The following is a 22,145-nucleotide window of genomic DNA, read 5'->3' as shown; positions in this document are numbered from 1 at the left end:
CACAGTTCCATTGTCATAAAAACGGGCCTGAAACCCGCGCCAATGCTGGGAGTGTGCTTCGCTTCCAAACTGTGCAGGGCTTGGTACTGTTCCGAACAGTTCGGATTCCTGCACAGTTCGGCACAGTTCGCCGGACGTCATTCCGTCACCTCTGGCGCGACGTTTTCGGCCTCTGGCGTTGCCCCTTCCGGCGGGGTCGGCATGGCGGTTTCCGCATCAGCCGGCACGAGTCGCGCCCCTCCCCGGTAGCTCAGGCGCTTGATGTTGCCTTCGGACAACAGCTTGCCGGCCTGTTCCTCGAACCATTGGCGGGGCTTCTCGTGGAAGCTCTCGGGCAGCTCGAAGCGGCGGCTATGCAGGCCGTTGCTGCCTTGGCTCGCGGCGAAGGCTTCCCCGCGCTGCCATGCCTCGCGGATGGCGCGCAACAGGTCATTGCGCATGGCGTCGGTGTCGCCCCCGGACAGGGCGTTGTATGCCTGCGTGCGGTCGGTCAGGATGCCGCGCTCGTTGCGGACGAACACGGAGCGGTCGCGCCGTGCATCCCCGTAGGCTTTCGCCACGAGCCCGAAGGCAACGCGGCCTTCCTTGAACTCGTTGCCTAGCACCTCGCACACGTTGCGGCCTCCATCGGCCGGCGGCCACAGCACGTAGGCGGCTCGCGCGCTGCCGGCAATGGCTCCGCTTCCCCGGATGGCTTCCATCGCATCCAAGGCACTGCGGATTTCCTTCGTCGAGCCCTTGGCGACGTGATGAATCAGCATGACGCATGCACCAGTCGCGCGGGCGAGCGCGGTTGCTTCGTTCATCAGGGGTTGCGTGGCCTGGCTCGTGTTCGTGTCGCCACTCGTCAGGGCTTGCAGCGTGTCGAGAATCACGAGCCGCACGTCCGGCAGCGCGCGGATTTCGTCGGCAAGCTCGGACCATTCGCGGGTCGCGCGGAACTCCTTCGTCACCGGGTCGGGCTCGATGATGCCGAAGTGCCCCACGTCCGGCAGGCTCAGGACATGCAGCCGGTCGGGCATGGCGCTACCGCACAGGGCATGCAGGCGGCGGTGAATCTCGGGCTCGTCATCCTCGGCAGAGACATACACGGCGCGGCCATGCGCGGCCACGAGTGCGCCGAAGGCTACCGGCGGGCATTCCCCGTCCCGGCGGCCGGCGACTTTCGCGGCCAGCTCAAGCGCGAGGAACGATTTTCCGACGTTCGGCGGGCTCGCCAGTAGGCATGTCACGCCAAGCGGGAAAATGCCCGTCACCAGCCAATTGACCGGGGGCGGCTCGCCTTTGAACAGGCGCGCAGCGGTGCGCTCTGCCAGCTTGAAGCGGCGCGGCTCCACGGTGTCACGAATCAGCCGGGCTACAGCCTCGCGGCCGGCCTGCTGCGCCATGTCGTTGAAGTCGGTTCCCTCGGGACCGTCGAAGCTCGGGAATACCGTGATGGCATTGACCAGCTTCGCGGCCTCAAGGGCTTTCGCGCGGCCGGGGTTGCTCTCGGTCTTGCGGTCGTCATCGCCGGCAATCACCAGCTTGGCGCGTGGGAATCGCTCGCGCACGTCGCAGGCCACCGGGCGAAGGTTTCCGGCGGTGAAGGTCACGCATACGGGCCAGCCGGTCGCCTCGCGGATGCTCGCACCAGTCGCGTAGCCCTCGCACAGCACCAGCGGGCCGGCGTCGGTCGGTTCGCCAAGCCAGCAGCGGCCGCCCTGCATCTTTCCGCCGGGCATGAACCGCTTCTCCCCGGTCGGGCTCACGCTCTGCACGCTCTGAACGTTGCCGTCGTTGTCGAACACCGGAATGACGAGCGAGCCGTTCCGCTCACGGGCGATATGCGGGCCAATTCCCTTCGTGGATAAGTAGGGGTGCCCTTGCGCCTGCTCGGCCGCCTGAACCGTTGCAGCGGCCTTGCTGGCGGCTTGTCGATAGCCTTCCTCGCGCTCGGCTTCGGCTTCCTTGCGGATGCGCTCGGCATTGGCGCGGATGCGGGCCAGTTCGGCCGCATCGGGGGCGGGACCGTCCTTCGCGCGCTGCCAAGTCCAAGCGGTGCCGTCGCGCCAGCTTCCGAATACCGCGCCCTCTGCGTCGGGGAATACGCGCAGCCAGCCGGCGGCATCGTCCTTGCGGCCATTGGTCGGGAATCGGCACAGGCGGCCGGGCTCGGGCTCGCGCTCGGGGAACGGCAGGCCGGCACGCTCGAAGGCGTCGGGCAGGGTCGGGGCGAATACCAGATTCATGCGAGCCCCTTACAGCCAGCCGGCCAGCATCGCGCCACCGACTGCCAGCAACAGCAGGACGACGGCCAAATCGGGCGAGAGGAAACCGGCATGGCGGCGGGCCTTCAGAGCGGCGGCGGTTCCGGGGTGCTGCCGGTCGAGGGTGTATTCGGCAATCGGGCGGGCGCAGCGCGGATGCTTGAAGAGGCGCGAGCGGATGCCCCATCCGTCGTATTCGAGGCTCTGCACGTAGGCGGCCAGTCGCCAGCCGGGGCCGTAGTCGCACTGGTTCTGCGGGCCTGCAATCAGGGCTTGCAGGGCGGCGGCGGCGCGGGTGCCGTCGGCGGGCCAGCGCGCGGCTGTTACGGGGGGCTCAATCTCGGGGAAAAGCGAGGCAGTCGGGTTAAAATGGCGCTTGTCAGGGGCGCTCGGCTTTCCTTCAATGGGGGTCGGGCGCTTTTTCATTACGCCACCTCGCCAGCGGTCAGGCGGGCTACTGCGTCAGCCGGCCACAGAAGGCGACCGTTCGGCAGCTTGAAGGGCTTGATGCCGCAGAAGTGTCCGTTGCGCCAGACGGCGGTGCGGATGGATGCGGGTTTGCGGTCAGTCGCTTTGGCGAGTGTCGCGGTTTGAATCGTCTGCTGCATGGCTGTATGCCCTCGTCTATGTGATGTGACGAGAGAAAATCTCAGCCGGAAAAAACAAAAGACGAACTCCGAATAATTCGCCTCTTTTCAATCACTTGCAACCGGAAAAGTTTTTCCGGGCTTCGTTTTCCGGGTTTTCCGGTTACTCGGGAACGGGCGGCTCCCATCCTCCGTTCCGCTTCGGGTTCAAAGCATGGCTCACGATGTAATCAGCCGTGATGCGCGCTCGTCTGCGAGTCACCATCTTGTCATCGCGCCAAAGCCGGCCGGCAATCTCTGGCGCAATGCTTTCCTTCGCCGGTCGCTTGTTGTTCCCCAACTCGCGCAGCCAGATATTGTCGGCATGTTCACGGGCGCGCACTATCCACGGGTCGGGCGCTCCGCTCGGCTCTTGCGCGTCCTCTGCCGCAGGCGGCGCGGGGGCAGTTTCTTTCACCGCCAGCGGGGCATCGTTGCCCGGTGCATCGTGTTCAGTGATTGGGAGCCAGTGCGAAAGGGGATTGCTTGCGCGGACTGGCGGGCAGTTTGCCCAAGTCAGCAAGTCGGTTGGTAGCAAGCCATTGTCCCCAAATGGGATGATTGAGGCTATTTCCCCGGCTCGCCGTGCTGCGCTGATTCGCTCGCCAAGCTCGATAGCGGCGGCTTCGTCGTGGGGGAAAAACAGGCGCCCTATGTCACGATACCGGAAGGCTAGGTTCTCGATAGTCTTGCCGGTTGCTGCCTCGGCAAGCTTTCCCGCCATTGCTCGCCGTCCGTCAGACGCATGGTGGGGGGCAAGGGTTTTAACGATTGCGTTTAGGGCACTTCGGAAATTGGCGTAATCGGTCATCGTTCGCGCTCCATCTCGCGCACCATCGGAAAAGGTGCCGCACCGGCCGGGCGATGGTGTCCCGGTTTTCCCTCCGTCGAGGTAGGCGCGGCATTGCTCGGTTAGGCCACTACGCGCAAGCCGGCCTGCTCTTCTGTCGGTTGCACGATGCCGGCCTCGGCCAGAATCCAGCCTTCAATCTTCGTGTGCCACTGGCGCAGCAGGTCGAGCGGCCGCCGGCGGTAATGCTTCTCTGCAATCGCGGATGGCTTATGCCCCATGATTTGCGCGACGATGCCGGCCGGGACTTCCACCCATTCCGCCAAGGTGCCGAAGGAACGGCGCAGTCCGTGCAACGTCAGGTCCGGCAGGCCGGCGGCGGTCAAAGCCTTGTTGTGCCCGATGCGCGGCTCCTGAAGCCTTCCAGACGCGGCTGTAGGGCTGGCGAACACCCAGGGCGAAGGCTCCCATGCGTCGAGGTCGTTCTTGATGCGCTTGCCGTGCAGGATGCGGTACTCCGGCGGCGGCGTGTCATTGCGGGCTTTCAGGTCGCGCAGCAGGCCGGCGACATAGGGCGTTAGCGGGATGGTGCGCACGCCCTCCACCTTGTCGCGGATGCTCAGGCTCTTCCACTGAAAGTCGACGTCCTCCCACCGCAGGCCGGTCAGTTCTTCCCGTCGCGCTCCGGTCAGCAGCAACGCTTGCAGATAGGCGGCGTGCATCGGGTTGTGCAGGGCTCGGACATGCTCGAACCATAGCGGCAACTGTTCGCGCTGTAGGCAATCGTCCTTGGCGGCTCTCTTCGGCAATTCCTCCCGCACTGCCTTGGATGCGCAGGCGTTCGGCTGCACTTGGTCGCCGTACTCGGGGCGGTCGGCGCACCAGTTCAGGAAGCCACGCAACAGGCGGAAGGCCAGCGCGGCATGCGTCGGGCGCTTGGCGGCCTCGTCGGTCAGCCATGCGCGCACGCGGCCAGCATCGATTTGCGCCAGCGGAAGCAGCAGCAACGGGCGCAGCGCTCCCGGCTGCGTCATGCCGTCCTCGGTCGTTTTCCGGCCGCGCGTTATCGGTTCGCCCCCCTCCTTGCTCACGCGCTCATGGTCGCGGATGGTTAGCTCGCCCCACTTCGGCCGGCGGGCGTCAAGGTAGGCGCGCCATCCATCCATCGCGGGCGCTTCGTTCCGCTCGGCTTCCCGCTTGGCGGCCTCTTGCGCGGCATTGGTGGCGGCCTCTTTGGCGGCGCGGGCCTCTTCCAGCTCCCGCAGCACGTCGCGGGGGTCGCGTCCCTCGTCAATCCACCTTTGGAACTTGCGGGCCTCGTCGCGGGCGGCCTCAATGGTCCATGCGTCCGTGCTGCCGATGGTTACGCGGATGTTCTGGTAGTCGAGCGTCCCTTTGAACAGGAAGGACTTTGACCACTTTGCGCCAGACGGACGGGCACGCACGCCAAGGCGGGGCATGTCTTCATCCCACAGGATGCTTTCGGCCTTCGGCTTGAAGGCTTCGATGCGCGGATTGGTCAGACGTTGGCGGGGCATGGCGGCATCCTCTGGGGACGACTGGGGGACGAATGAATGTGATTTTCGTCTATTCCCGTCTATTGCACAAGTCGGCAATATCGGCCTGATTCCCTTTGCTGGCGCGGTTTTTGTCTTTTCTGTCGCTTACCGTCTATGCCCAGTAAAAGCGGTTTTTCCGGAACTCATAATCCTTTGGTTGCAGGTTCGAGTCCTGCTGGGCCCACCATGCGAATCAAGCACTTGCGCCAATCCTTCGGGGTTGGCGCTGTGCTTTCGGCCGTTGCCGATCCGCGCGGCGCATTTTCCAGCGTTCACGCGCCGCCTCCTGGCCCCGTATTGCTGCCGGGGCGCCGGTATCCTCCAGGGATGCCATCCGGCGAAAATACCCACTGCCACAGCTGTATGTCGCGGGCACGGAAGGCGCCGGCGCAGGACAGCAGGTAGTAGCGCCACATGCGGCGGAAGCGCTCGCCGAGCCGGTCCGTGAAGCGTGGCCACGCGGCTTCGAAGTTGCCATACCAGGTCATGAGCGTTCTGTCATAGTCGGCGCCAAAGTTGTGCAGGTCCTCGACGACGAAGAGATCGTCGACGGCGTCGCCGATCTGGCCGACCGACGGAAGCTCGCCGTTGGGGAAAATGTATTTGTCGACCCACGCGTCGGACACCACGTCGCGCTGGTTCTTGCCGATCGTGTGGAGCAGGAACAATCCGTCGTCAGCGAGACAGCGTCGCGCGACTTCCATGAAAGTACGGTAGTTCTTGCGTCCGACATGCTCGAACATGCCGACGCTGGCGATGCGGTCGAAACGCTCGTCGACCGATCGGTAGTCCTGCAGGCGAAACTCCAGCGGCAAGCCGGCGTAGCGCTGCTGCGCCCACGCGGCCTGCTCCTTCGATACGGTGATCCCCACGCAATCGACGCCGTAACGCTCCGCGGCATACCCCATCAGGCTGCCCCAGCCGCACCCGATGTCGAGCAGCCGCATGCCGGGCTCGAGGCCGAGCTTGCGGCAAATGAGGTCGAGCTTGGCTTCCTGGGCCTGCGCGAGGTCGCTCGCGCCCTCCCAGTAAGCGCAACTGTAGGTCATGCGCGGATCGAGCATCGCGGCGTAAAAATCGTTGCCGAGATCGTAATGGGCCTCGCCCACTCGCCAGGCCCGCTTCAGACTTTGTCGGTTGAGCAGGCGTGGGCGCAACGCATGGAATGCCAGGCGCAGCGGTTGCACTTTGCGGTCCAGGTGGGCACGCAGGATATGGCTGAAGAACTCGTCGAGCTGGTCCGCTTCCCAGTGGCCATCCATGTAGGCCTCGCCGAGACCGACGTTGCCCATAGAAAAAACCCGCTCGGGAACCTTTGCGTCGAATACGCGAATGTCCCAGGGACGCTCACCGCCGATGCGCACGTCGGCTTTCTCCAGCAGCTCCACCAGCATCTGGTGGAGGCGGGATTCCTCGCTGACATTATGTTCGCGGCGCTCGCTCGATGTCGGGTCGGACATGGGAAGCTTCCTGTCACTTGCACTCCGTTACCGGTCACGCATGCTGCAAGCGTGGACACCCCCGGATAGTGGAAGAGTTCCGCCCGCGCGGCGGCCGCCTTGGCAGGACGACCGGTTCGCGTGGCTGACCACTGCTACGGGTGGGCGGCTGAACAGGGGCGAGCTACGGCGGAGCGCTCGACAAGGAAACGGTGGCAACAGTTTGCCGCAGCGGCTGCGGCACACGGTTAGCCGCGCTGGATCAGTTCGATCTTGTAGCCGTCCGGATCCTCGACGAAGGCGATCACCGTATTGCCATGCTTCATCGGGCCGGCCTCGCGCACGACTTTTCCGCCGCGCGCACGAATGTCGTCGCAGGCCCGCCGGGCATCCGGGACAGCCAGCGCGATGTGGCCGAAGCCGTTGCCGAGCTCATAGGCCGACACGTCCCAGTTGTGCGTGAGCTCAATCACCGCGTTGTCGGCCTCATCCCCATAACCGACGAACGCGAGCGTGAATTTTCCTTCCGGATAGTCCTGGCGCCGTAGCAGGCGCATGCCGAGAACTTCGGTATAGAAAGCGATCGAACGGTCCAGATCGCCCACTCGTAGCATTGTGTGAAGGATTCGCATCGGCAGTCCTCAATCTTCGTTCAGGGTTTCGTCGCCGCTTCCGGGCTCGACGACGGGCAGCGTTCGCCCGGCCGCCCGCAGCCGGGTGCGAGCCGTTTTCCAGTCGGGATAAAGCTGCCCGACCACGGCCCAGAATCGCGGCGAGTGATTCATTTCGACCAGATGCGCGACCTCGTGGGCGACGACGTAGTCGATGAGTTCGGGAGGCAGATGGATCAGCCGCCAGTGCAGGCGAATGCCGCTGACCGAGCTGCAACTGCCCCAACGCGTTTTGGCCGAGGACAGCCGGACGGGCGGCGTGCTGCACCCGAGACGAAAACAGTAGGCGGCCACACGCTCGGCAAACCACGGCAACGCCCGTTGGCGCAACGCGCGCGTGATCGCGCCGCGCGAATCGAGCGTCTTTCCAAGGACGAGTTCTTCCGTGCCATCGGGACTTCGTCGCCAGTGCGACGAGCGCCCGAGTCCTCGGAGGCGTAGGCGACAGCTTTCGCCCAGAACCGGCAGGCAGGCGCCGTCGACCGGCTCGAACGGCGGCGGTGGCGCCGAGTGTGCCTGACGGGCCGCCAGCTTGCCGAGCAGCCAGTCCTGGTGCCCCGCGATGAACCGTTCGACATCCGCCTCACGCGCCGGCTGGGGCACCGCCACTTTGACGCCGCGATGATCGATCTGAAGTGCGAAGGTGCGGCGCACCGAGCGGCGCAGCACATAAGGCACGTCCTGCCCCGCGAGCTGGATTACGCGCCGTTCCTCGGTCGCGGCTGGAGGGCGCGCCGATGGTGTTTTCAACGCTTGTCCTGCCACTCGTAGCCGCGCGCCGCCACTTCCAGGCGGATTTGCGCCATCGCGGCGGCGACGCATGCGGCAGCACCTTTCATGCCGAGTTCGATCGAACGTCGCTCGCCCGGGACAGCGACCGTCGGCAGGCTGAACAGCGTCGCTTCCGGATAGCGGGCCGTGACGGTTTCCATCAGGTCGATGAGCTGGCCCTCATGGGCGTCCCATACGGTGATGGCTTCCTCGACGTAGTCGTCTGCGTGGTGCAGCGCGTGAAACTGCGTATCGAGCACCCACTCGACCATCGGCCACGCCATGACGGGAAAGCCGGGCACGAAAAAATGATTCCGGATCGAAAACCCGGGGATGCGGTTATAGGCATTCGGGACGATTTCGGCCCCCACCGGGAACGTGCCCATCTGCAGCCGGTGCGCGTTGATCTCGTTGCCGAACCGCTCGCGTATCAGCGCCTCGGCTTGCGGATGCAGCGCCAGCTCCACACCCAGCGCCGCGGCGGCCGACTGCCGCGTGCGGTCGTCCGGCGTCGCGCCGATGCCGCCGAAGCTGAACACGATGTCGCCGCTTGCGAAAGTCTGGCGCAGCGTGTCGACGAGGCGCGGGGCGTCGTCGCCGACATATCGCGCCCAGCCGAGCTTGAGCCCGCGAACGCCGAGCAGTTCGATGAGCTTGGGCAGATGCTTGTCGGCCCGTCGCCCGGACAGGATCTCGTCCCCGATAATGACTGCGCCGAAAACCATCGCGGACTCGCTATGACGGAGCGCCGGGCAGCGCGTCGAGCACCGTGACGCCGCGGGCGATGCGTTCGCGACGCAAGGATTCGAGCATGAAATGCACGAAAGCCAGGCCGCAGAACGCCGGGGCCAGCAGGTTCACCAGCGGCACATACGCCAGCAGCGCGCAGCCGCCGCCGAGCAGCAGCATCGGCGGGCGCAGCACCCGCGGCAATCGCGCCAGTTCCTCGCGGTCGGCGTGCAGCATCAGCGCGTCGTAACCGAACGCGCGCTGGTTGAGCCACGCGGTCAGCACCAGCGAAACCACGATGCCGACGCCGGGAATCAGCCAGAACGGCAACGAAACAAGCAAGCCGAGCAGGAACAGCAAGCCGGCGACGAGTGCATTCCATGCGCTGCCCAGGTTCGAGCCGCCCTTTCGCCGCTCGAGATCGGCGTAATCCCGTGCCGCCACGCGCTCGAGGATCATCGGCAACGCAAACACCGCCACCAGCAGCGCGGCGGTCACATAGACCAGCGGCAGCAACGCGAGCACCAGCGCGATCTTCACCAGGGTCAGCACGGTCGCAGCACCGATTTCGGAACCGGTCAGCCAATCACGCGCGAACGCCCAGCTGTCGATCCACGCCATGATCCCTTCGACGGCCGGCGTCCACAGGAAGACCGCGGCTCCGATCCACAGCAGCAGCGCGACGAGGCTGGGCCACAGCAGGTGCACCAGCACGCCGCGGCGGGTAAGGCTGCGCAACGCGCGGCCGAAGGCAATCAGGATTTCGCTCATCGCGCGACCCGCGGGCTCACCGCATCATGCCCGGCAGCATGCCTTTCATGCCTCGCATCATCTTCTGCATGCCGCCCTTGGAGAATTGCTTCATCATCTTCTGCGTCTGCTCGAACTGGTTCAGCAGGCGGTTGACTTCCTGGACGGTGACGCCGGCGCCCGCGGCAATGCGCCGCTTGCGGCTCGCCTTGAGGATTTCCGGCTTCGCGCGCTCGGCCGCGGTCATCGAGTTGATGATGCCTTCGATGCGACCGATCGCCTTTTCCTCGCCCCCGCCCTGCAGCTTGCCGGCGGCCTGGGCAAACTGCGCGGGCAGCTTTTCCATCATCGACGACAGACCGCCCATCTTGCGCATCTGCGCGATCTGCTCCTTGAAGTCGTTGAGATCGAAGCCCTTGCCGGTTTTCAGCTTCTGGGCGAAAGCGCGCGCCTTGTCCTCGTCGACGCCGCGACGCGCATCCTCGACGAGACCGAGGATGTCGCCCATGCCGAGAATGCGGCTCGCCATCCGCTCGGGATGGAACTCCTCGAGCCCGCTGAGTTTCTCGCCGACGCCGGCGAATTTCAGCGGTTTCCCGGTGACGTGCCGCACCGATAGTGCGGCGCCGCCACGCGCGTCGCCGTCGAGCTTCGTCAGCACGACGCCGGTCAGCGGCAAAGCCTCGTTGAACGCGCGGGCGGTATTCACCGCGTCCTGGCCGAGCATCGCATCGACGACGAACAGCGTCTCGATCGGCTTGGCGGCAGCGTGCAGCGCCTTGATCTCGTCCATCATCGCCGCGTCGATCGCCAAGCGGCCGGCGGTGTCGAGCAGCACCACGTCGTAATAATGGCGGCGCGCGTGATCGATCGCCGCGAGCGCGATATCGACCGGTTTCTGGTCCGGCGTCGACGGGAAGAAGTCGATTCCCGCCTGCGCCGACACCGCCTTCAACTGCTCGATCGCCGCCGGGCGATACACGTCAGCCGAAACCGCCAGCACTTTTTTCTTCATCCGCTCGTGCAGCAGCTTGCCGAGCTTGCCGGTGGTTGTCGTCTTGCCCGCGCCCTGTAGGCCGGCCATCAGGACCACTGCCGGCGGCTGCGTCGCGAGGTTCAGCCCGACATGGGCGCCGCCCATCAAGGTCTTGAGTTCGTCATGAACGACGCCGACCAGCGCCTGGCCCGGGGTGAGCGAACCGACGACTTCCTGGCCGACCGCCTTTTCGCGGACGCGGGCGACGAAGTCCTTGACCACCGGCAGCGCGACGTCCGCTTCGAGCAGCGCGAGACGGACTTCGCGCATCGCTTCCTGGATGTTGTCCTCGGTGAGCCGGGCTTGCCCGCGCAGGGTCTTGACGACCTTGGACAGACGCTGAGTGAGATTGTCGAGCATGTTGGCTGGGGCCCTCGCCCATGGGGTAAACTATAAAAATCTATGCAGACGATTCTACTTCATCTACTGGCCGCCTCGCTGTACGCGATCCTCGGCATCTGGCTGTGGCGCCGCCAGCAGATGCCGCCGGCAAACCCCCGTGAAGGCATGTCAAGGGCGGAGCGCGTGATTCTGCTGGGCGCGCTGGCGGCCCACGGCCTGGCGCTGCGCGGGGCGCTGTTCCCCGGCGAGGCGATGCATTTCGGATTCGGATTGGCCGTATCGCTGGTCGTGTGGCTCGCGATCTGCTTCTACTGGGTCGAAACATTTTATGCCCGCCTTCACGGACTCCATGCAATGGTCATTGGAGCGGGGCTGGCCGGCAGCCTGCTGGCGCTGCTTTTCCCCGGCGAGCACATTCTTGCCAACGCCGGGTCGGCGATGTTTCGGGCGCACTTCATAATCTCGATGCTCGCCTACAGCCTGTTCACGCTCGCGGCGCTGCATGCGACGCTGATGGCAGTCGCGGAGCGGCAGCTGCACAGCGGCCGGCTGACGCGCACGCTCTCCAACCTCCCGCCGCTGTTGACGATGGAAACGCTGCTGTTCCGCCTGATCGGCATCGCCTTCATCCTTCTGACGCTGACGGTCAGTTCGGGAGTGGTGTTCTCCGAAGCGCTGTTCGGCCAGCCTTTCCGGCTCGACCACAAGACCGTTTTCGCGATCATCTCGTGGCTGCTGTTCGGCGCGCTGCTCGTCGGGCGCTGGGTGCGCGGTTGGCGCGGCCGCGTCGCGCTGCGCTGGACGCTGGCGGGCTTCTTCATGCTGGTGCTGGCCTATGTCGGCAGCCGCTTCGTCCTCGAGGTTGTCCTCGGTCGCGCAAATTGAACTCGCTGTCGCCTCACCACCGGTCGCTTTACGTTGCAAATCTTTACAAGAAGCTGACCGGCATGCAACATCGGGCGTCCGTCAGTTAAGAGCGGTAGATGGCAGCGAATCCCCAGGCCGCGCTGAGCGGCCTTGCCCGAGCGATGATCCAGCACGGTCGGTTGTCCGAAGCCGACGCGATGTCGTGCACCGCAGGCGCTGCCAGCGTGCCGAACGGATTCATCCTCGAACTTGCCCATCGCAAGCTGATGCCGAACCGCGCGATTGCCTGGTTCGCCGCCGAGACGTTCGGCTACCCGCTGCTCGACATCTCGGCAGTCGACAGCACGAGCATCGCGCGCGACGCGATCGATCGCAAGCTGATGAGCAAGCATCAGGTCGTCGCGCTCAGCAAGCGGCAGAACCGGCTGACAGTCGCCGTCGCCGATCCGTCGAACATGCGCGCGCTCGACGAGATCCGTTTCCAGACCGGTCTGCAGGTGGACCTCGTCGTCGTCGAAGCGGACCGGCTCGCGCGCCTGGTCGAGTCCCTCGCCGAAACGGCCGAACAGACGCTGAGGGAACTCACCGGCGAAGAGTTCGACATGGATCTCCTGCAGCAGCAGGAAGGCCCCGGTGAAGCGTCGAGCGAGGACACGCAGGAAGTCGATGACGCACCGGTCGTCAAGTTCATCCAGAAAGTGCTGATCGACGCGATCAACGAAGGCGCGTCGGACATCCACTTCGAGCCGTACGAGAAGTATTACCGCATCCGCGTGCGCACCGATGGGGTGCTGCGCGAAATCGCCCAGCCGCCGCTGATCCTGAAGGAGAAGATCGCCGCCCGGATCAAGGTCATCTCGCGCCTCGACATCTCGGAAAAGCGCGTTCCCCAGGACGGGCGGATGAAGCTGGTGCTGTCGAAGAACAAGTCGATCGACTTTCGCGTCTCGTCGCTGCCGACGCTGCATGGCGAAAAGATCGTGATGCGGATTCTCGATGCCTCGTCGGCGATGCTCGGCGTCGATGCGCTGGGCTACGAACCGGAACAGAGGAAGATCCTGCTCGACGCGATCGAGCGGCCTTACGGCATGATTCTCGTGACCGGGCCGACCGGTTCGGGCAAGACCGTGTCGCTCTATACCTGCCTGAACCTGCTCAACAAGGCCGGCGTGAATATCTCCACGGCCGAAGACCCGGCCGAAATCAATTTGCCCGGAATCAACCAGGTCAACGTCAACGACAAGGCCGGACTGACTTTCGCCGCCTCGCTGCGGGCGTTTCTGCGCCAGGATCCGGACATCATCATGGTCGGCGAAATCCGCGACCTCGAAACCGCCGAGATTTCGATCAAGGCCGCGCAGACCGGCCACCTGGTGCTGTCGACGCTGCACACCAACGATGCGCCGACGACGCTCGAGCGCCTGAAGAACATGGGCGTGGCGCCCTTCAACATCGCCTCGTCGGTGATCCTGATCACGGCACAACGGTTGGCGCGGCGCCTGTGCACGTGCAAGCAGCCGGTCGACATCCCGATCGAAGCGCTGCTGCAAGCGGGCTTTCCCGCCGACGAGCTCGACGGCAGCTGGCAGCCGTACGGCCCGGTGGGGTGCGAGCGCTGCAAGGGCAGCGGCTACAAGGGGCGGCTCGGGATCTACCAGGTCATGCCGATCACCGACGAGATCGCGCACATCATCATGACCAATGGCAACTCGATGGACATCGCGGCCCAGGCCAAGCGCGAAGGCGTCAAGGATCTGCGCCAGTCCGGACTGCTGAAGGTCAGGCAGGGCGTCACGTCGCTCGAAGAAGTCCTCGCTTCAACCAACGATTAGGGAACACACAAGCCTCATGGCGACGACAACGCGAGCCGCACGCGCAGTCCCAGCGCGATCCAGGGAAACGCTCTACAGCTGGGAAGGCAAGGACAAGAACGGCAAGCTCGTGCGCGGGGAGATGCGCGCGGGTGGGCCGTCGCTCGTGCAGGCGACACTGCGCCGCCAGGGCGTGCTGGTGAGCAAGGTCAGAAAGCAGAAGATGTCGCGCGGTCACAAGATCACCGACAAGGACATCGCGCTCTTCACCCGCCAGCTCGCGACGATGATGAAATCCGGCGTGCCGCTGCTCCAGGCCTTCGACATCGGCATCAAGGGTTCCGGCAATCCGAGCCTCGCCCGATTGCTCAACGAGGTGCGCACCGACGTCGAGACCGGCTCGAGCCTGTCCCAGGCATTCGCCAAGCATCCGCTCTATTTCGACAAGCTGTTCTGCAATCTCGTCGCCGCCGGCGAGCAGGCGGGGATTCTCGACGGCCTGCTGGACCGCATCGCGACCTACAAGGAAAAGGTTCTAGCGATCAAGGGCAAGATCAAGTCGGCGATGTTCTACCCGATCGCGGTCGTCGTCGTCGCAGCGGTCGTCGTCACCGTGATCATGCTGTTCGTCGTGCCCGAGTTCAAGAACGTGTTCACCAGCTTCGGCGCCGACCTGCCCGCGCCGACGCTGATGGTCATCGCCATATCGGACGCGTTCGTCGCGTACTGGTACATCCTTTTCGGCATCATCGCGGCGACGGTGGTCGGCATTGGCGCGATGTACAAACGCTCGGACGCGATGCAGATCGCCGTCGACCGCGCGGTGCTGCAGCTGCCGGTCGTCGGCGACATCATCCGCAAGGCGACGATCGCGCGCTGGACGCGCACGCTCGCGACGATGTTCGCCGCCGGCGTGCCGCTCGTCGAAGCGCTCGACTCGGTTGGCGGCGCGTCCGGCAATCACGTCTACGTCACGGCGACGCGCCAGATCCAGACCGAGGTCAGCACCGGCACCAGCCTCACGGTCGCGATGCAGAATGCGACGGTGTTCCCGAGCATGGTCGTGCAGATGGTGTCGATCGGCGAGGAGTCCGGGCAGCTCGACTCGATGCTGGGCAAGGTCGCGGACTTCTTCGAACAGGAAGTCGATGACGCCGTCGCCGGACTGTCCACGCTGCTCGAGCCGATCATCATGGTGTTTCTCGGCGTGGTCATCGGTGGTCTCGTCGTCGCGATGTACCTGCCGATCTTCAAGCTCGGCCAGGTCGTCTGAAATTTTCCGTCCTGCCCGGAGCGGCGCTTGAGCAGCGCCGGGCGGATTCAATCAAGCCTCCCGATGCCCGACCTCTTTCACGACCCCATCCTGTTCACCACGCTCGCGTCGCTCGTCGGCCTTTTCGTCGGCAGCTTCCTGAATGTCGTCATCCACCGATTGCCGCGCATGATGGAGCGCGAATGGCACGCCCAGGCTGCCGAACTGCGCGGCGAATCGCTCCCCGAACAGGAAACCTACAATCTGGCGGTGCCGCGCTCGCGCTGCCCGCACTGCGGCCACCTGATCACCGCGTTCGAGAACGTCCCGGTCGTCAGCTATCTCGTCCTGCGCGGGCGATGCCGTCACTGCAGCGCGCCCATCGGCCGCCGCTATCCCGTCGTCGAACTGCTCACCGCGGTGCTCTCGGGCTACGCCGCGTGGCACTTCGGCTTCGGCCTCGCAGCCGCCGGCGCAATGCTTTTCCTGTGGGCAATGGTCGCGCTCGCCTTCATCGATCTCGACACCCAGCTGCTGCCCGACAACCTTACCCTCCCGCTGCTGTGGCTCGGCCTGCTCTTCAATCTCGACACCACGTACAGCGAACTCCCCGAGGCGGTCGTCGGCGCGATCGCGGGTTACCTCGCGCTGTGGGCGGTGTACTGGCTGTTCAAGCTCGCCACCGGCAAGGAAGGCATGGGCTATGGTGACTTCAAGCTGCTCGCCGCGATCGGCGCGTGGCTCGGATGGCAGATGCTGCCGTTGACGATCCTGTTCTCGTCGCTCGTCGGCGCGGTCACCGGCCTCGGCCTGATCGTTTTCGCCCGGCACGGCCGCGACGTACCGATTCCGTTCGGCCCCTATCTCGCCGCGGCCGGCGTGCTGGCGCTGTTCTGGGGCAAGCCGCTCACGCAGTTGTACCTCGGCAGCCTGTGACCCGCCCCCTGCAGGCTTGAAACGAACCGGCTTGCCCTCATCTATCGCCCGACAGCGGGCCGAGTCCCGCTGTCGCTCACTTCTCGCCCATGATGCGTTGCGTTAGACTTACGCGCTTGCTTTCCGGAGGTTGCCATGCCCATTTACGAATATCGTTGCGACAGTTGCGGGTTCCAGAAGGAACATCTCCAGAAGATGAGCGACGAACCGCTCACTTCCTGCCCGAGCTGCAATCAGGGCACCTACGTCAAGCAGGTTTCGGCCGCGGGCTTCCAGCTCAAGGGCACCGGCTGGTATGCCACCGACTTCAAGGGCGGCGGCACCCCGGCGCCCCGCCCGGCCGAAACCGCGAGCGCTCCTGCCGGCGGCTGTGGCGGGGCGTGTGCCTGTCACGCCGGCTGAGCACGGCCGCGGCGCGTGAAGAAATACTTCATCACCGGACTGCTGATCTGGATCCCGCTGTCGATCACCTTCATGGTGCTGGCGTGGATCGTCGGCACGCTCGACCAGATCATCGAGTGGCTGCCGGACGGCCTGCAGCCGCGCAACGCGATCGGCTTCAACATTCCGGGCGCAGGTCTCGTCGTCGGGCTGCTGATCGTGCTTGCGACAGGCCTGATCGCCGCGAACGTCCTCGGCCAGAAGCTCGTGCGCTACTGGGAAGCGCTGCTCGCCCGCATTCCGGTGGTGAAGTCGCTGTACTACGGGGTCAAGCAAGTCTCCGACACCCTCTTTTCGAGCACCGGCCAAGCTTTTCGCAAAGCCCTGCTGGTGCAGTACCCCCGCCACGGATCGTGGACGATCGCTTTTCTCACCGGTGCGCCGGGGGGAGATGCCGCCAATCACCTGAAAGGCGACCACGTCAGCGTTTATGTGCCGACGACGCCGAATCCCACGTCCGGTTTCTTCCTGATGATGCCGAAGGAAGACGTCATCGAACTCGACATGAGCGTCGATGAAGCCCTCAAGTACATCATTTCGATGGGGGTGGTCGCGCCCGCCGTGCGCAACGCCCGCCCCCGCTCCGCCCTGCTCAGTGAGTAACCCCGCGGCCCCGCCAGCCGCGCTTCGTTTCCGGAACCGAACCCATGCGAACCCATTACTGCGGCCAAGTCACCGCCGCCGACCTTGACCAGACCGTCACGCTGTGCGGCTGGGTGCATCGCCGCCGCGACCACGGCGGGGTCATCTTCATCGACCTGCGCGATCGCGAAGGCCTGGTGCAGGTGGTGTGCGATCCCGACCGCGCCGAGACGTTCCACACTGCCGAATCGATCCGCAACGAGTTCGTCATCGAGCTGACCGGCAAGGTCCGCCGCCGGCCGGCCGGTACCGAAAACGCAAACCTCGTGTCCGGTGAAATCGAAGTGCTTTGCCACACCATCGCCGTGCTCAACGCTTCGGTGACGCCGCCGTTCCAGCTCGATGACGACAACCTGTCGGAAAACGTGCGCCTCGCGCATCGCGTCATCGACCTGCGCCGTCCGCAGATGCAGAAGAACCTGATGCTGCGCTACAAGGTCGCGATGGCGTTCCGCCGCTTCCTCGACGGGCAGGGCTTCATCGACGTCGAGACGCCGATGCTGACGAAAAGCACGCCGGAAGGCGCACGCGACTATCTGGTGCCGTCGCGCGTCCATCCCGGCCAGTTCTTCGCGCTGCCGCAGTCGCCGCAGCTCTTCAAGCAGCTGCTGATGGTCGCCGGCTTCGACCGCTACTATCAGATCACGAAGTGCTTCCGCGACGAGGACCTGCGCGCCGACCGCCAGCCGGAGTTCACGCAGGTCGATATCGAGACCTCGTTCCTCGACGAGACCGAGATTACCGCGATCATGGAAGACATGATCCGCTACGTGTTCCGGGAAGCGCTTGCAGTCGAGTTGCCTGATCCGTTCCCGCGCATGACTCACGCCGAAGCGATGCGTCGCTACGGCTCGGACAAGCCGGACCTGCGCGTCACGCTCGAGCTGACCGACGTCACCGACGCGGTGCAGGATGTCGCCTTCAAAGTGTTCAGCGGCCCGGCGACGAGCGGCGGACGCGTCGCGGCGCTGCGCGTGCCGGGCGGTGCCACGCTGACCCGCGGCGAGATCGACGAATACACCAAGTTCGTCGGCATCTACGGCGCACGGGGCCTTGCGTACATCAAGGTCAATGACGTCACGAAACCAAACGACGAAGGCCTGCAGTCGCCGATCGTCAAGAACCTGCACGAAGAGGCGCTGCGCACGATCCTCGAGCGTACCGGTGCCGAGAGCGGCGACCTGATCTTCTTCGGCGCGGACAAGACCAAGGTCGTCAACGACGCGCTCGGCGCGCTGCGCACGAAGCTCGGCCACGAGAAAGGCTACGTCAGCGGCGCCGCCTGGACACCGGTGTGGGTCGTCGATTTCCCGATGTTCGAATACGACGAGGAGAGCAAGCGCTGGGTCGCGTGCCACCACCCGTTCACCGCGCCCAAGGACGAGCACGTCGAGCTGCTCGAATCGGCTCCTGGCGAATGCCTCGCGAAAGCCTACGACCTCGCGCTCAACGGCTGGGAGATCGGCGGCGGATCGGTGCGTATTCACCGCGCCGACATGCAGAGCAAGGTGTTCCGCGCGCTCAATATCGGCGATGAGGAAGCGCAGATCAAGTTCGGCTTCCTGCTCGACGCGCTCAGGTACGGCGCGCCGCCGCACGGCGGACTTGCGTTCGGTCTCGACCGCGTCGTGACGCTGATGACCGGCGCCGAGTCGATTCGCGACGTCATCGCGTTCCCGAAGACGCAGCGCGCCCAGTGCCTCTTGACCGACGCGCCGGGCGAAGTCGACGACAAGCAACTGCGCGAACTGCACATCCGCCTGCGGCAGAAGATCGAAACCCAGGTCGAAGTGGCGAAGGCCTGAGCCTCGCCGAACAGCGGAAGCGACACGGGGCGGATGGGACACCATCTGCCCTTTTTTGTTTGCTGTGACGAACGACAGCGGCGAAAAGGGCCTAAAAATCACGCCCAGGATGCCGTAAGCTTCGGCACGAACCGTTCCCCGGCGCCCTCCACGATCCCGTCGCACCCTCATGGCAGACCTCGACCGCATCACCGTCCTCATCATCGAAGCCAACCAGGGCATGCGCGGCCAGTTGCGCACGATGCTCAACAACATCGGCATCGCCGCGGTCAATTTCGCGCCGTCTGCGGGGATGGCGATCAGTCGCCTGCGCGAGCGGCGCTACGACCTGATCCTGTGCGAATACAACCTCGGTGACGGCCAGGACGGGCAGCACCTGCTTGAAGACCTGCGAACCCGGGACATCATCCCCCTCGACACGCTGTTCATCATGATCACCGGCGAGCGCAACTACGAGCGGATCATCAGCGCTGCGGAGCTCGCGCCGAACGATTACATTCTTAAACCGCTCACCCCGGACACCCTCCATTCGCGCCTGATGCGCGCGTTCGAAAAGCGTGAGGCCTTTCGCCCGGTGTATCGGCTCATCGAAGCGGGGGAAACGCACGACGCGATCGAGGCGTGCATCAGCGGCCGCAGCGAACACGCCCGCTACGGCATCGACTTCATGCGGCTTGAAGCTGAACTGCATGGCGGACTCGGCCACACCGACGCCGCCGAAGAGCTCTACCGGGAAATCCTCGCTGCGAAGGTCATACCCTGGGCGCGTCTCGGCCTCGCAAAAATGCTTTTCGCGAGGAAGGAATACCGCGAAGCCGAAGAAATCCTGACGTCGCTCGTCGCCGAGAACCGCCGCTATATCGACGCCTACGACTGGCTCGCCCGGACCCGCGAGGAAAGCGGCCGCATCGACCAGGCCCGCGACGTTCTTGCCAGCGCGGTCGCGCTGTCGCCGCACAGGATCGGGCGCCTGCGCCACCTGGGCAACGTCCTGCTCGCGGTCGGCGACCACCAGAGCGCCGAGCGCACGGTCGCCGAAGTGGTGCGCAAAGGCAAATATTCGGATTTTCGCGACCCGGAGGACCACGTGCGGCTGGTCCGGGCGCAACTCGGCCAGGGCCGGGTCAGCGAGGCCGAATCGACGATCCGGGATCTCGAACGCTCGATGGACGGACTGCCGGCGACGGCGCTGTGCAGTTCGCTGTCCAAAGCCCTGTACCACAACCAGACGGGCTCGCCCGCGCGCGCCCAGGCCGCGCTCCAGACCGCAATCCGGGACGGCGCGGACGTCTCCAGCCTGTCCGTCGGGATGAAGCAGGAACTCGCCAAGGCCTGCCTGGACAACGATCTCGAAACCGAAGGCAGCATGCTGGTGATGGACATCCTGCGCAATTCCGCCGATGAGCGGACAGTCGAGACGACGCGGGCGATGCTGCGCGCGAAGGGGCGCGAGGACATGTCCGAAGAACTCGAACAACGGGTGCATGTTGAAGTGAAAGGCCTCATCGCGGCCGGCGCGGACAAGGTCAGGAGCGGCGATTACGACGGCGCCGTGCAGGAAATGCTGAGCGCGGTGCAAAAAATGCCCGGCAATCCGCATGTACTGTTCAATGCGGCGCTCGCGTTGCTGCGCCACATCGAGAACCGTGGCTGGAACGAGCGTCTCGCCGCCCAGGCCCGCAACCTGATCACCCGCACGCGCAGGCTCGATCCGGCCAATCCGCGCCTCGAGGCGATCACGGGTTTCATGCAGCAACTGACAAGAAAATACGGCGTTCGCCCACCAGCCTGACGCCCTCCCCAGCCACTCCTCCATCGATTTCCAGGCCGGACGAGGCCACCCACGGGAGACCCGATGCGCCGACTTGCACTCCGATTCCTACTGTTCCTCGCGGCCACGCTGGTGGCGCTGCCCGCCTGCACACGCGACGCGCCGCCCGCCGCCGGACTGCACGGCTTGCCGCCCGAGGCGATCGCGACGCTGCAGCTGATCGAGCGCGGCGGCCCGTTTCCTTATCGCCGCGACGGTGTCGTGTTCCAGAACCGCGAGCGGCTCTTGCCGCAGCGCCCGCGCGGCTACTATCGTGAATACACGGTGCCGACCCCGGGCTCCCGGGATCGTGGCGCACGGCGTCTCGTCACCGGCGGGGACCCGCCCGCCGTGTTCTACTATACGGACGACCATTACCGCAGTTTCCGGAGAATCCAGCCTCAGCCATGATCGCCGAAAACGAACTCGCATCCGTCCTGCAGCAGCCCGACCGCGCCGGCGTCTACCACTTGCCGCAGCGCGGCGGCAACGCGATCACCCAAGCCGCGCGCGAGCTTGATTTCCGGGTATTGCGGGTCGATCTCTCGGGGTGCGCGGACAAGGCCGATTTCCTCGCCCGGATCGCGGCCGGCCTGCACTTTCCGGACTGGTTCGGACAGAACTGGGACGCGCTCGCCGACTGCCTTGCCGACATGGCGTGGCTCCCGGCCGACGGCTACGTGATCATCCTCGAACATGCAGATCGTTTCCGCGTCGCCGCCGAAGCCGACTTCATCGCCGCACTGGAAACTTTCGACGAAGCCGCGCGCGAACAGGCGGCGGACGGCATCCCGGTGTGGATTTTCGTCGGGCTCACGGCAAACGGCATCGTGCACCTTCGCACGCTGTGATGGCGGGACTGCCGTACAAGCGGCCGATCTCGGTCCTCGTCGTCATCCACACCGCGACGCTCCAGGTGCTGCTGCTCGAACGGGTGACTCCCCCCGGCTTCTGGCAATCGGTGACCGGCAGCCTTGAAGCGGACGAATCGCCGCTGCAGGCGGCGATACGGGAAGTGAACGAGGAAACCGGCCTCGCAGTGTCTTCGGGCCAGCTGCGTGACTGGCACCTCACCAACCGTTTCGAAATCCTCAAGGAGTGGCGCGCGCGCTACGCGCCGGGCGTCACGCACAACACCGAACACGTGTTCAGCCTCTGCGTCCCCGCGCCGCAACCGGTCAGGCTCGCGCCTGCCGAACACCGCATGCAGCTGTGGCTGCCGCTCGCGGAAGCCGCCGGGAAAGCGTCGTCGTGGACCAATCGCGACGCGATCCTGATGCTGCCGCGCCTCACTGCGCGGCAAGCGGACGCTCGGGGCTAAAAGCCTGCGGGCTGCGCCCCCGCGGCGCGCAGCAGCATCTTCAGGCAGTTCGGGCAGTAGCATCCGATCCCCACTACTTCCGGAATCCCCTCCACTGGCGGCAGCGCGGCGCACCAGCACGCCGGCAAGCCGGCCTCCATGCCACACGTAAAAGCGGCGCCGCAACGCGGACAGTTATTGGTGGCCACGTCGTTCGCGATCGTGTTCCCGGTGATGTCGCTCATGTGGAATGCTCCGGACAGGACACGAGATATTACTTCCGGCGCGGGGTCGAAAGCTTGAAAAGTCGCTTCCCGCA

Annotated in this window: 23 protein-coding genes; 11 read left to right on the top strand and 12 right to left on the bottom strand. The window is 65.2% G+C overall.

Going from position 1 to position 22,145, the window contains the following annotated elements:
- Positions 1-137: 137 nt before the first annotated feature.
- From GO608_RS06740 to ffh, 11 genes are all read right to left on the bottom strand, one after another.
- A complete protein-coding gene (locus GO608_RS06740; RefSeq protein ID WP_169199026.1) occupies positions 138-2,231 on the bottom strand; it encodes an AAA family ATPase in 2,094 nt (697 codons plus the stop codon).
- A 9-nt stretch (positions 2,232-2,240) separates the two neighbouring features.
- Complete coding sequence (locus GO608_RS06735) at positions 2,241-2,675, bottom strand: hypothetical protein (protein WP_049780127.1); 435 nt, start codon at positions 2,673-2,675, stop codon at positions 2,241-2,243.
- Positions 2,675-2,857, bottom strand: a complete 183-nt coding sequence (locus GO608_RS06730) for a DNA-binding protein (RefSeq protein WP_169199027.1) — start codon at positions 2,855-2,857, stop codon at positions 2,675-2,677. The genes GO608_RS06735 and GO608_RS06730 overlap by 1 nt, the downstream gene beginning before the upstream one ends.
- A gap of 142 nt (positions 2,858-2,999) precedes the next feature.
- Entirely contained in the window at positions 3,000-3,686 is a 687-nt protein-coding gene (locus GO608_RS06725) for a hypothetical protein (protein WP_169199028.1), read from the bottom strand.
- 101 nt (positions 3,687-3,787) lie between these two features.
- Positions 3,788-5,203, bottom strand: coding sequence for a tyrosine-type recombinase/integrase (locus GO608_RS06720; protein WP_169199029.1), 1,416 nt, complete (start codon positions 5,201-5,203; stop codon positions 3,788-3,790).
- A gap of 293 nt (positions 5,204-5,496) precedes the next feature.
- The gene (gene cfa, locus GO608_RS06715) at positions 5,497-6,684 is read right to left on the bottom strand and encodes a cyclopropane fatty acyl phospholipid synthase (protein ID WP_169199030.1); all 1,188 of its coding nucleotides are present in this window, start codon (positions 6,682-6,684) and stop codon (positions 5,497-5,499) included.
- A gap of 227 nt (positions 6,685-6,911) precedes the next feature.
- The gene (gloA, locus tag GO608_RS06710) at positions 6,912-7,295 is read right to left on the bottom strand and encodes a lactoylglutathione lyase (protein WP_169199031.1); all 384 of its coding nucleotides are present in this window, start codon (positions 7,293-7,295) and stop codon (positions 6,912-6,914) included.
- A 9-nt stretch (positions 7,296-7,304) separates the two neighbouring features.
- Positions 7,305-8,084 (bottom strand): M48 family metallopeptidase, encoded by a 780-nt coding sequence (locus tag GO608_RS06705; RefSeq protein WP_169199032.1) that lies wholly within the window; start codon positions 8,082-8,084, stop codon positions 7,305-7,307.
- Positions 8,081-8,830 carry a competence/damage-inducible protein A gene (locus GO608_RS06700; RefSeq protein ID WP_169199033.1) on the bottom strand — a complete coding sequence of 250 codons (750 nt, stop codon included), beginning with the start codon at positions 8,828-8,830 and terminating at the stop codon, positions 8,081-8,083. Before GO608_RS06700 ends, GO608_RS06705 begins: the two co-directional genes overlap by 4 nt.
- Positions 8,831-8,840: 10 nt before the next feature.
- On the bottom strand, positions 8,841-9,605 hold the full coding sequence (locus GO608_RS06695; RefSeq protein WP_169199034.1) for an EI24 domain-containing protein: 765 nt from the start codon (positions 9,603-9,605) through the stop codon (positions 8,841-8,843).
- A 16-nt stretch (positions 9,606-9,621) separates the two neighbouring features.
- A complete protein-coding gene (gene ffh, locus GO608_RS06690) occupies positions 9,622-10,980 on the bottom strand; it encodes a signal recognition particle protein (RefSeq protein ID WP_169199035.1) in 1,359 nt (452 codons plus the stop codon).
- A 42-nt stretch (positions 10,981-11,022) separates the two neighbouring features.
- On the opposite strand from ffh, the gene GO608_RS06685 reads away from it, so the two are divergent.
- The 11 genes from GO608_RS06685 (at position 11,023) to nudB (ending at position 21,847) form a co-directional block, all read left to right on the top strand.
- Complete coding sequence (locus GO608_RS06685) at positions 11,023-11,847, top strand: cytochrome C assembly family protein (protein WP_169199036.1); 825 nt, start codon at positions 11,023-11,025, stop codon at positions 11,845-11,847.
- Between the two features lie 98 nt (positions 11,848-11,945).
- A complete protein-coding gene (gene pilB, locus GO608_RS06680) occupies positions 11,946-13,661 on the top strand; it encodes a type IV-A pilus assembly ATPase PilB (RefSeq protein ID WP_169199037.1) in 1,716 nt (571 codons plus the stop codon).
- 16 nt (positions 13,662-13,677) lie between these two features.
- Positions 13,678-14,913 (top strand): type II secretion system F family protein, encoded by a 1,236-nt coding sequence (locus GO608_RS06675; protein ID WP_169199038.1) that lies wholly within the window; start codon positions 13,678-13,680, stop codon positions 14,911-14,913.
- A gap of 63 nt (positions 14,914-14,976) precedes the next feature.
- Positions 14,977-15,828, top strand: a complete 852-nt coding sequence (locus GO608_RS06670) for a prepilin peptidase (RefSeq protein WP_169199039.1) — start codon at positions 14,977-14,979, stop codon at positions 15,826-15,828.
- A gap of 135 nt (positions 15,829-15,963) precedes the next feature.
- On the top strand, positions 15,964-16,230 hold the full coding sequence (locus GO608_RS06665; RefSeq protein ID WP_169199040.1) for an FmdB family zinc ribbon protein: 267 nt from the start codon (positions 15,964-15,966) through the stop codon (positions 16,228-16,230).
- Positions 16,231-16,245: 15 nt separating this feature from the next.
- Complete coding sequence (locus tag GO608_RS06660) at positions 16,246-16,872, top strand: DUF502 domain-containing protein (RefSeq protein ID WP_169199041.1); 627 nt, start codon at positions 16,246-16,248, stop codon at positions 16,870-16,872.
- Positions 16,873-16,916: 44 nt separating this feature from the next.
- Positions 16,917-18,716 (top strand): aspartate--tRNA ligase, encoded by a 1,800-nt coding sequence (aspS, locus tag GO608_RS06655; protein ID WP_169199042.1) that lies wholly within the window; start codon positions 16,917-16,919, stop codon positions 18,714-18,716.
- Between the two features lie 169 nt (positions 18,717-18,885).
- The gene (locus GO608_RS06650) at positions 18,886-20,508 is read left to right on the top strand and encodes a tetratricopeptide repeat-containing response regulator (RefSeq protein WP_169199043.1); all 1,623 of its coding nucleotides are present in this window, start codon (positions 18,886-18,888) and stop codon (positions 20,506-20,508) included.
- Between the two features lie 63 nt (positions 20,509-20,571).
- On the top strand, positions 20,572-20,937 hold the full coding sequence (locus tag GO608_RS06645) for a guanyl-specific ribonuclease (protein ID WP_169199044.1): 366 nt from the start codon (positions 20,572-20,574) through the stop codon (positions 20,935-20,937).
- On the top strand, positions 20,934-21,377 hold the full coding sequence (locus GO608_RS06640) for a barstar family protein (protein ID WP_169199045.1): 444 nt from the start codon (positions 20,934-20,936) through the stop codon (positions 21,375-21,377). The genes GO608_RS06645 and GO608_RS06640 overlap by 4 nt, the downstream gene beginning before the upstream one ends.
- Positions 21,377-21,847: a dihydroneopterin triphosphate diphosphatase gene (gene nudB / locus GO608_RS06635; RefSeq protein ID WP_169199046.1), complete on the top strand. Its 471-nt coding sequence runs from the start codon at positions 21,377-21,379 to the stop codon at positions 21,845-21,847. The genes GO608_RS06640 and nudB overlap by 1 nt, the downstream gene beginning before the upstream one ends.
- Here the strand turns inward: nudB and GO608_RS06630 are convergent.
- Positions 21,844-22,071, bottom strand: a complete 228-nt coding sequence (locus GO608_RS06630; RefSeq protein WP_169199047.1) for a cysteine-rich CWC family protein — start codon at positions 22,069-22,071, stop codon at positions 21,844-21,846. The genes nudB and GO608_RS06630 overlap by 4 nt on opposite strands.
- Positions 22,072-22,145: the final 74 nt, after the last annotated feature.

The sequence above is a fragment of the Aromatoleum buckelii genome, assembly GCF_012910785.2.
GTDB lineage: Bacteria > Pseudomonadota > Gammaproteobacteria > Burkholderiales > Rhodocyclaceae > Aromatoleum > Aromatoleum buckelii.
Note: the sequence above shows the minus strand (reverse complement) of the source record. Positions and strands in the feature narration are given on the sequence as shown.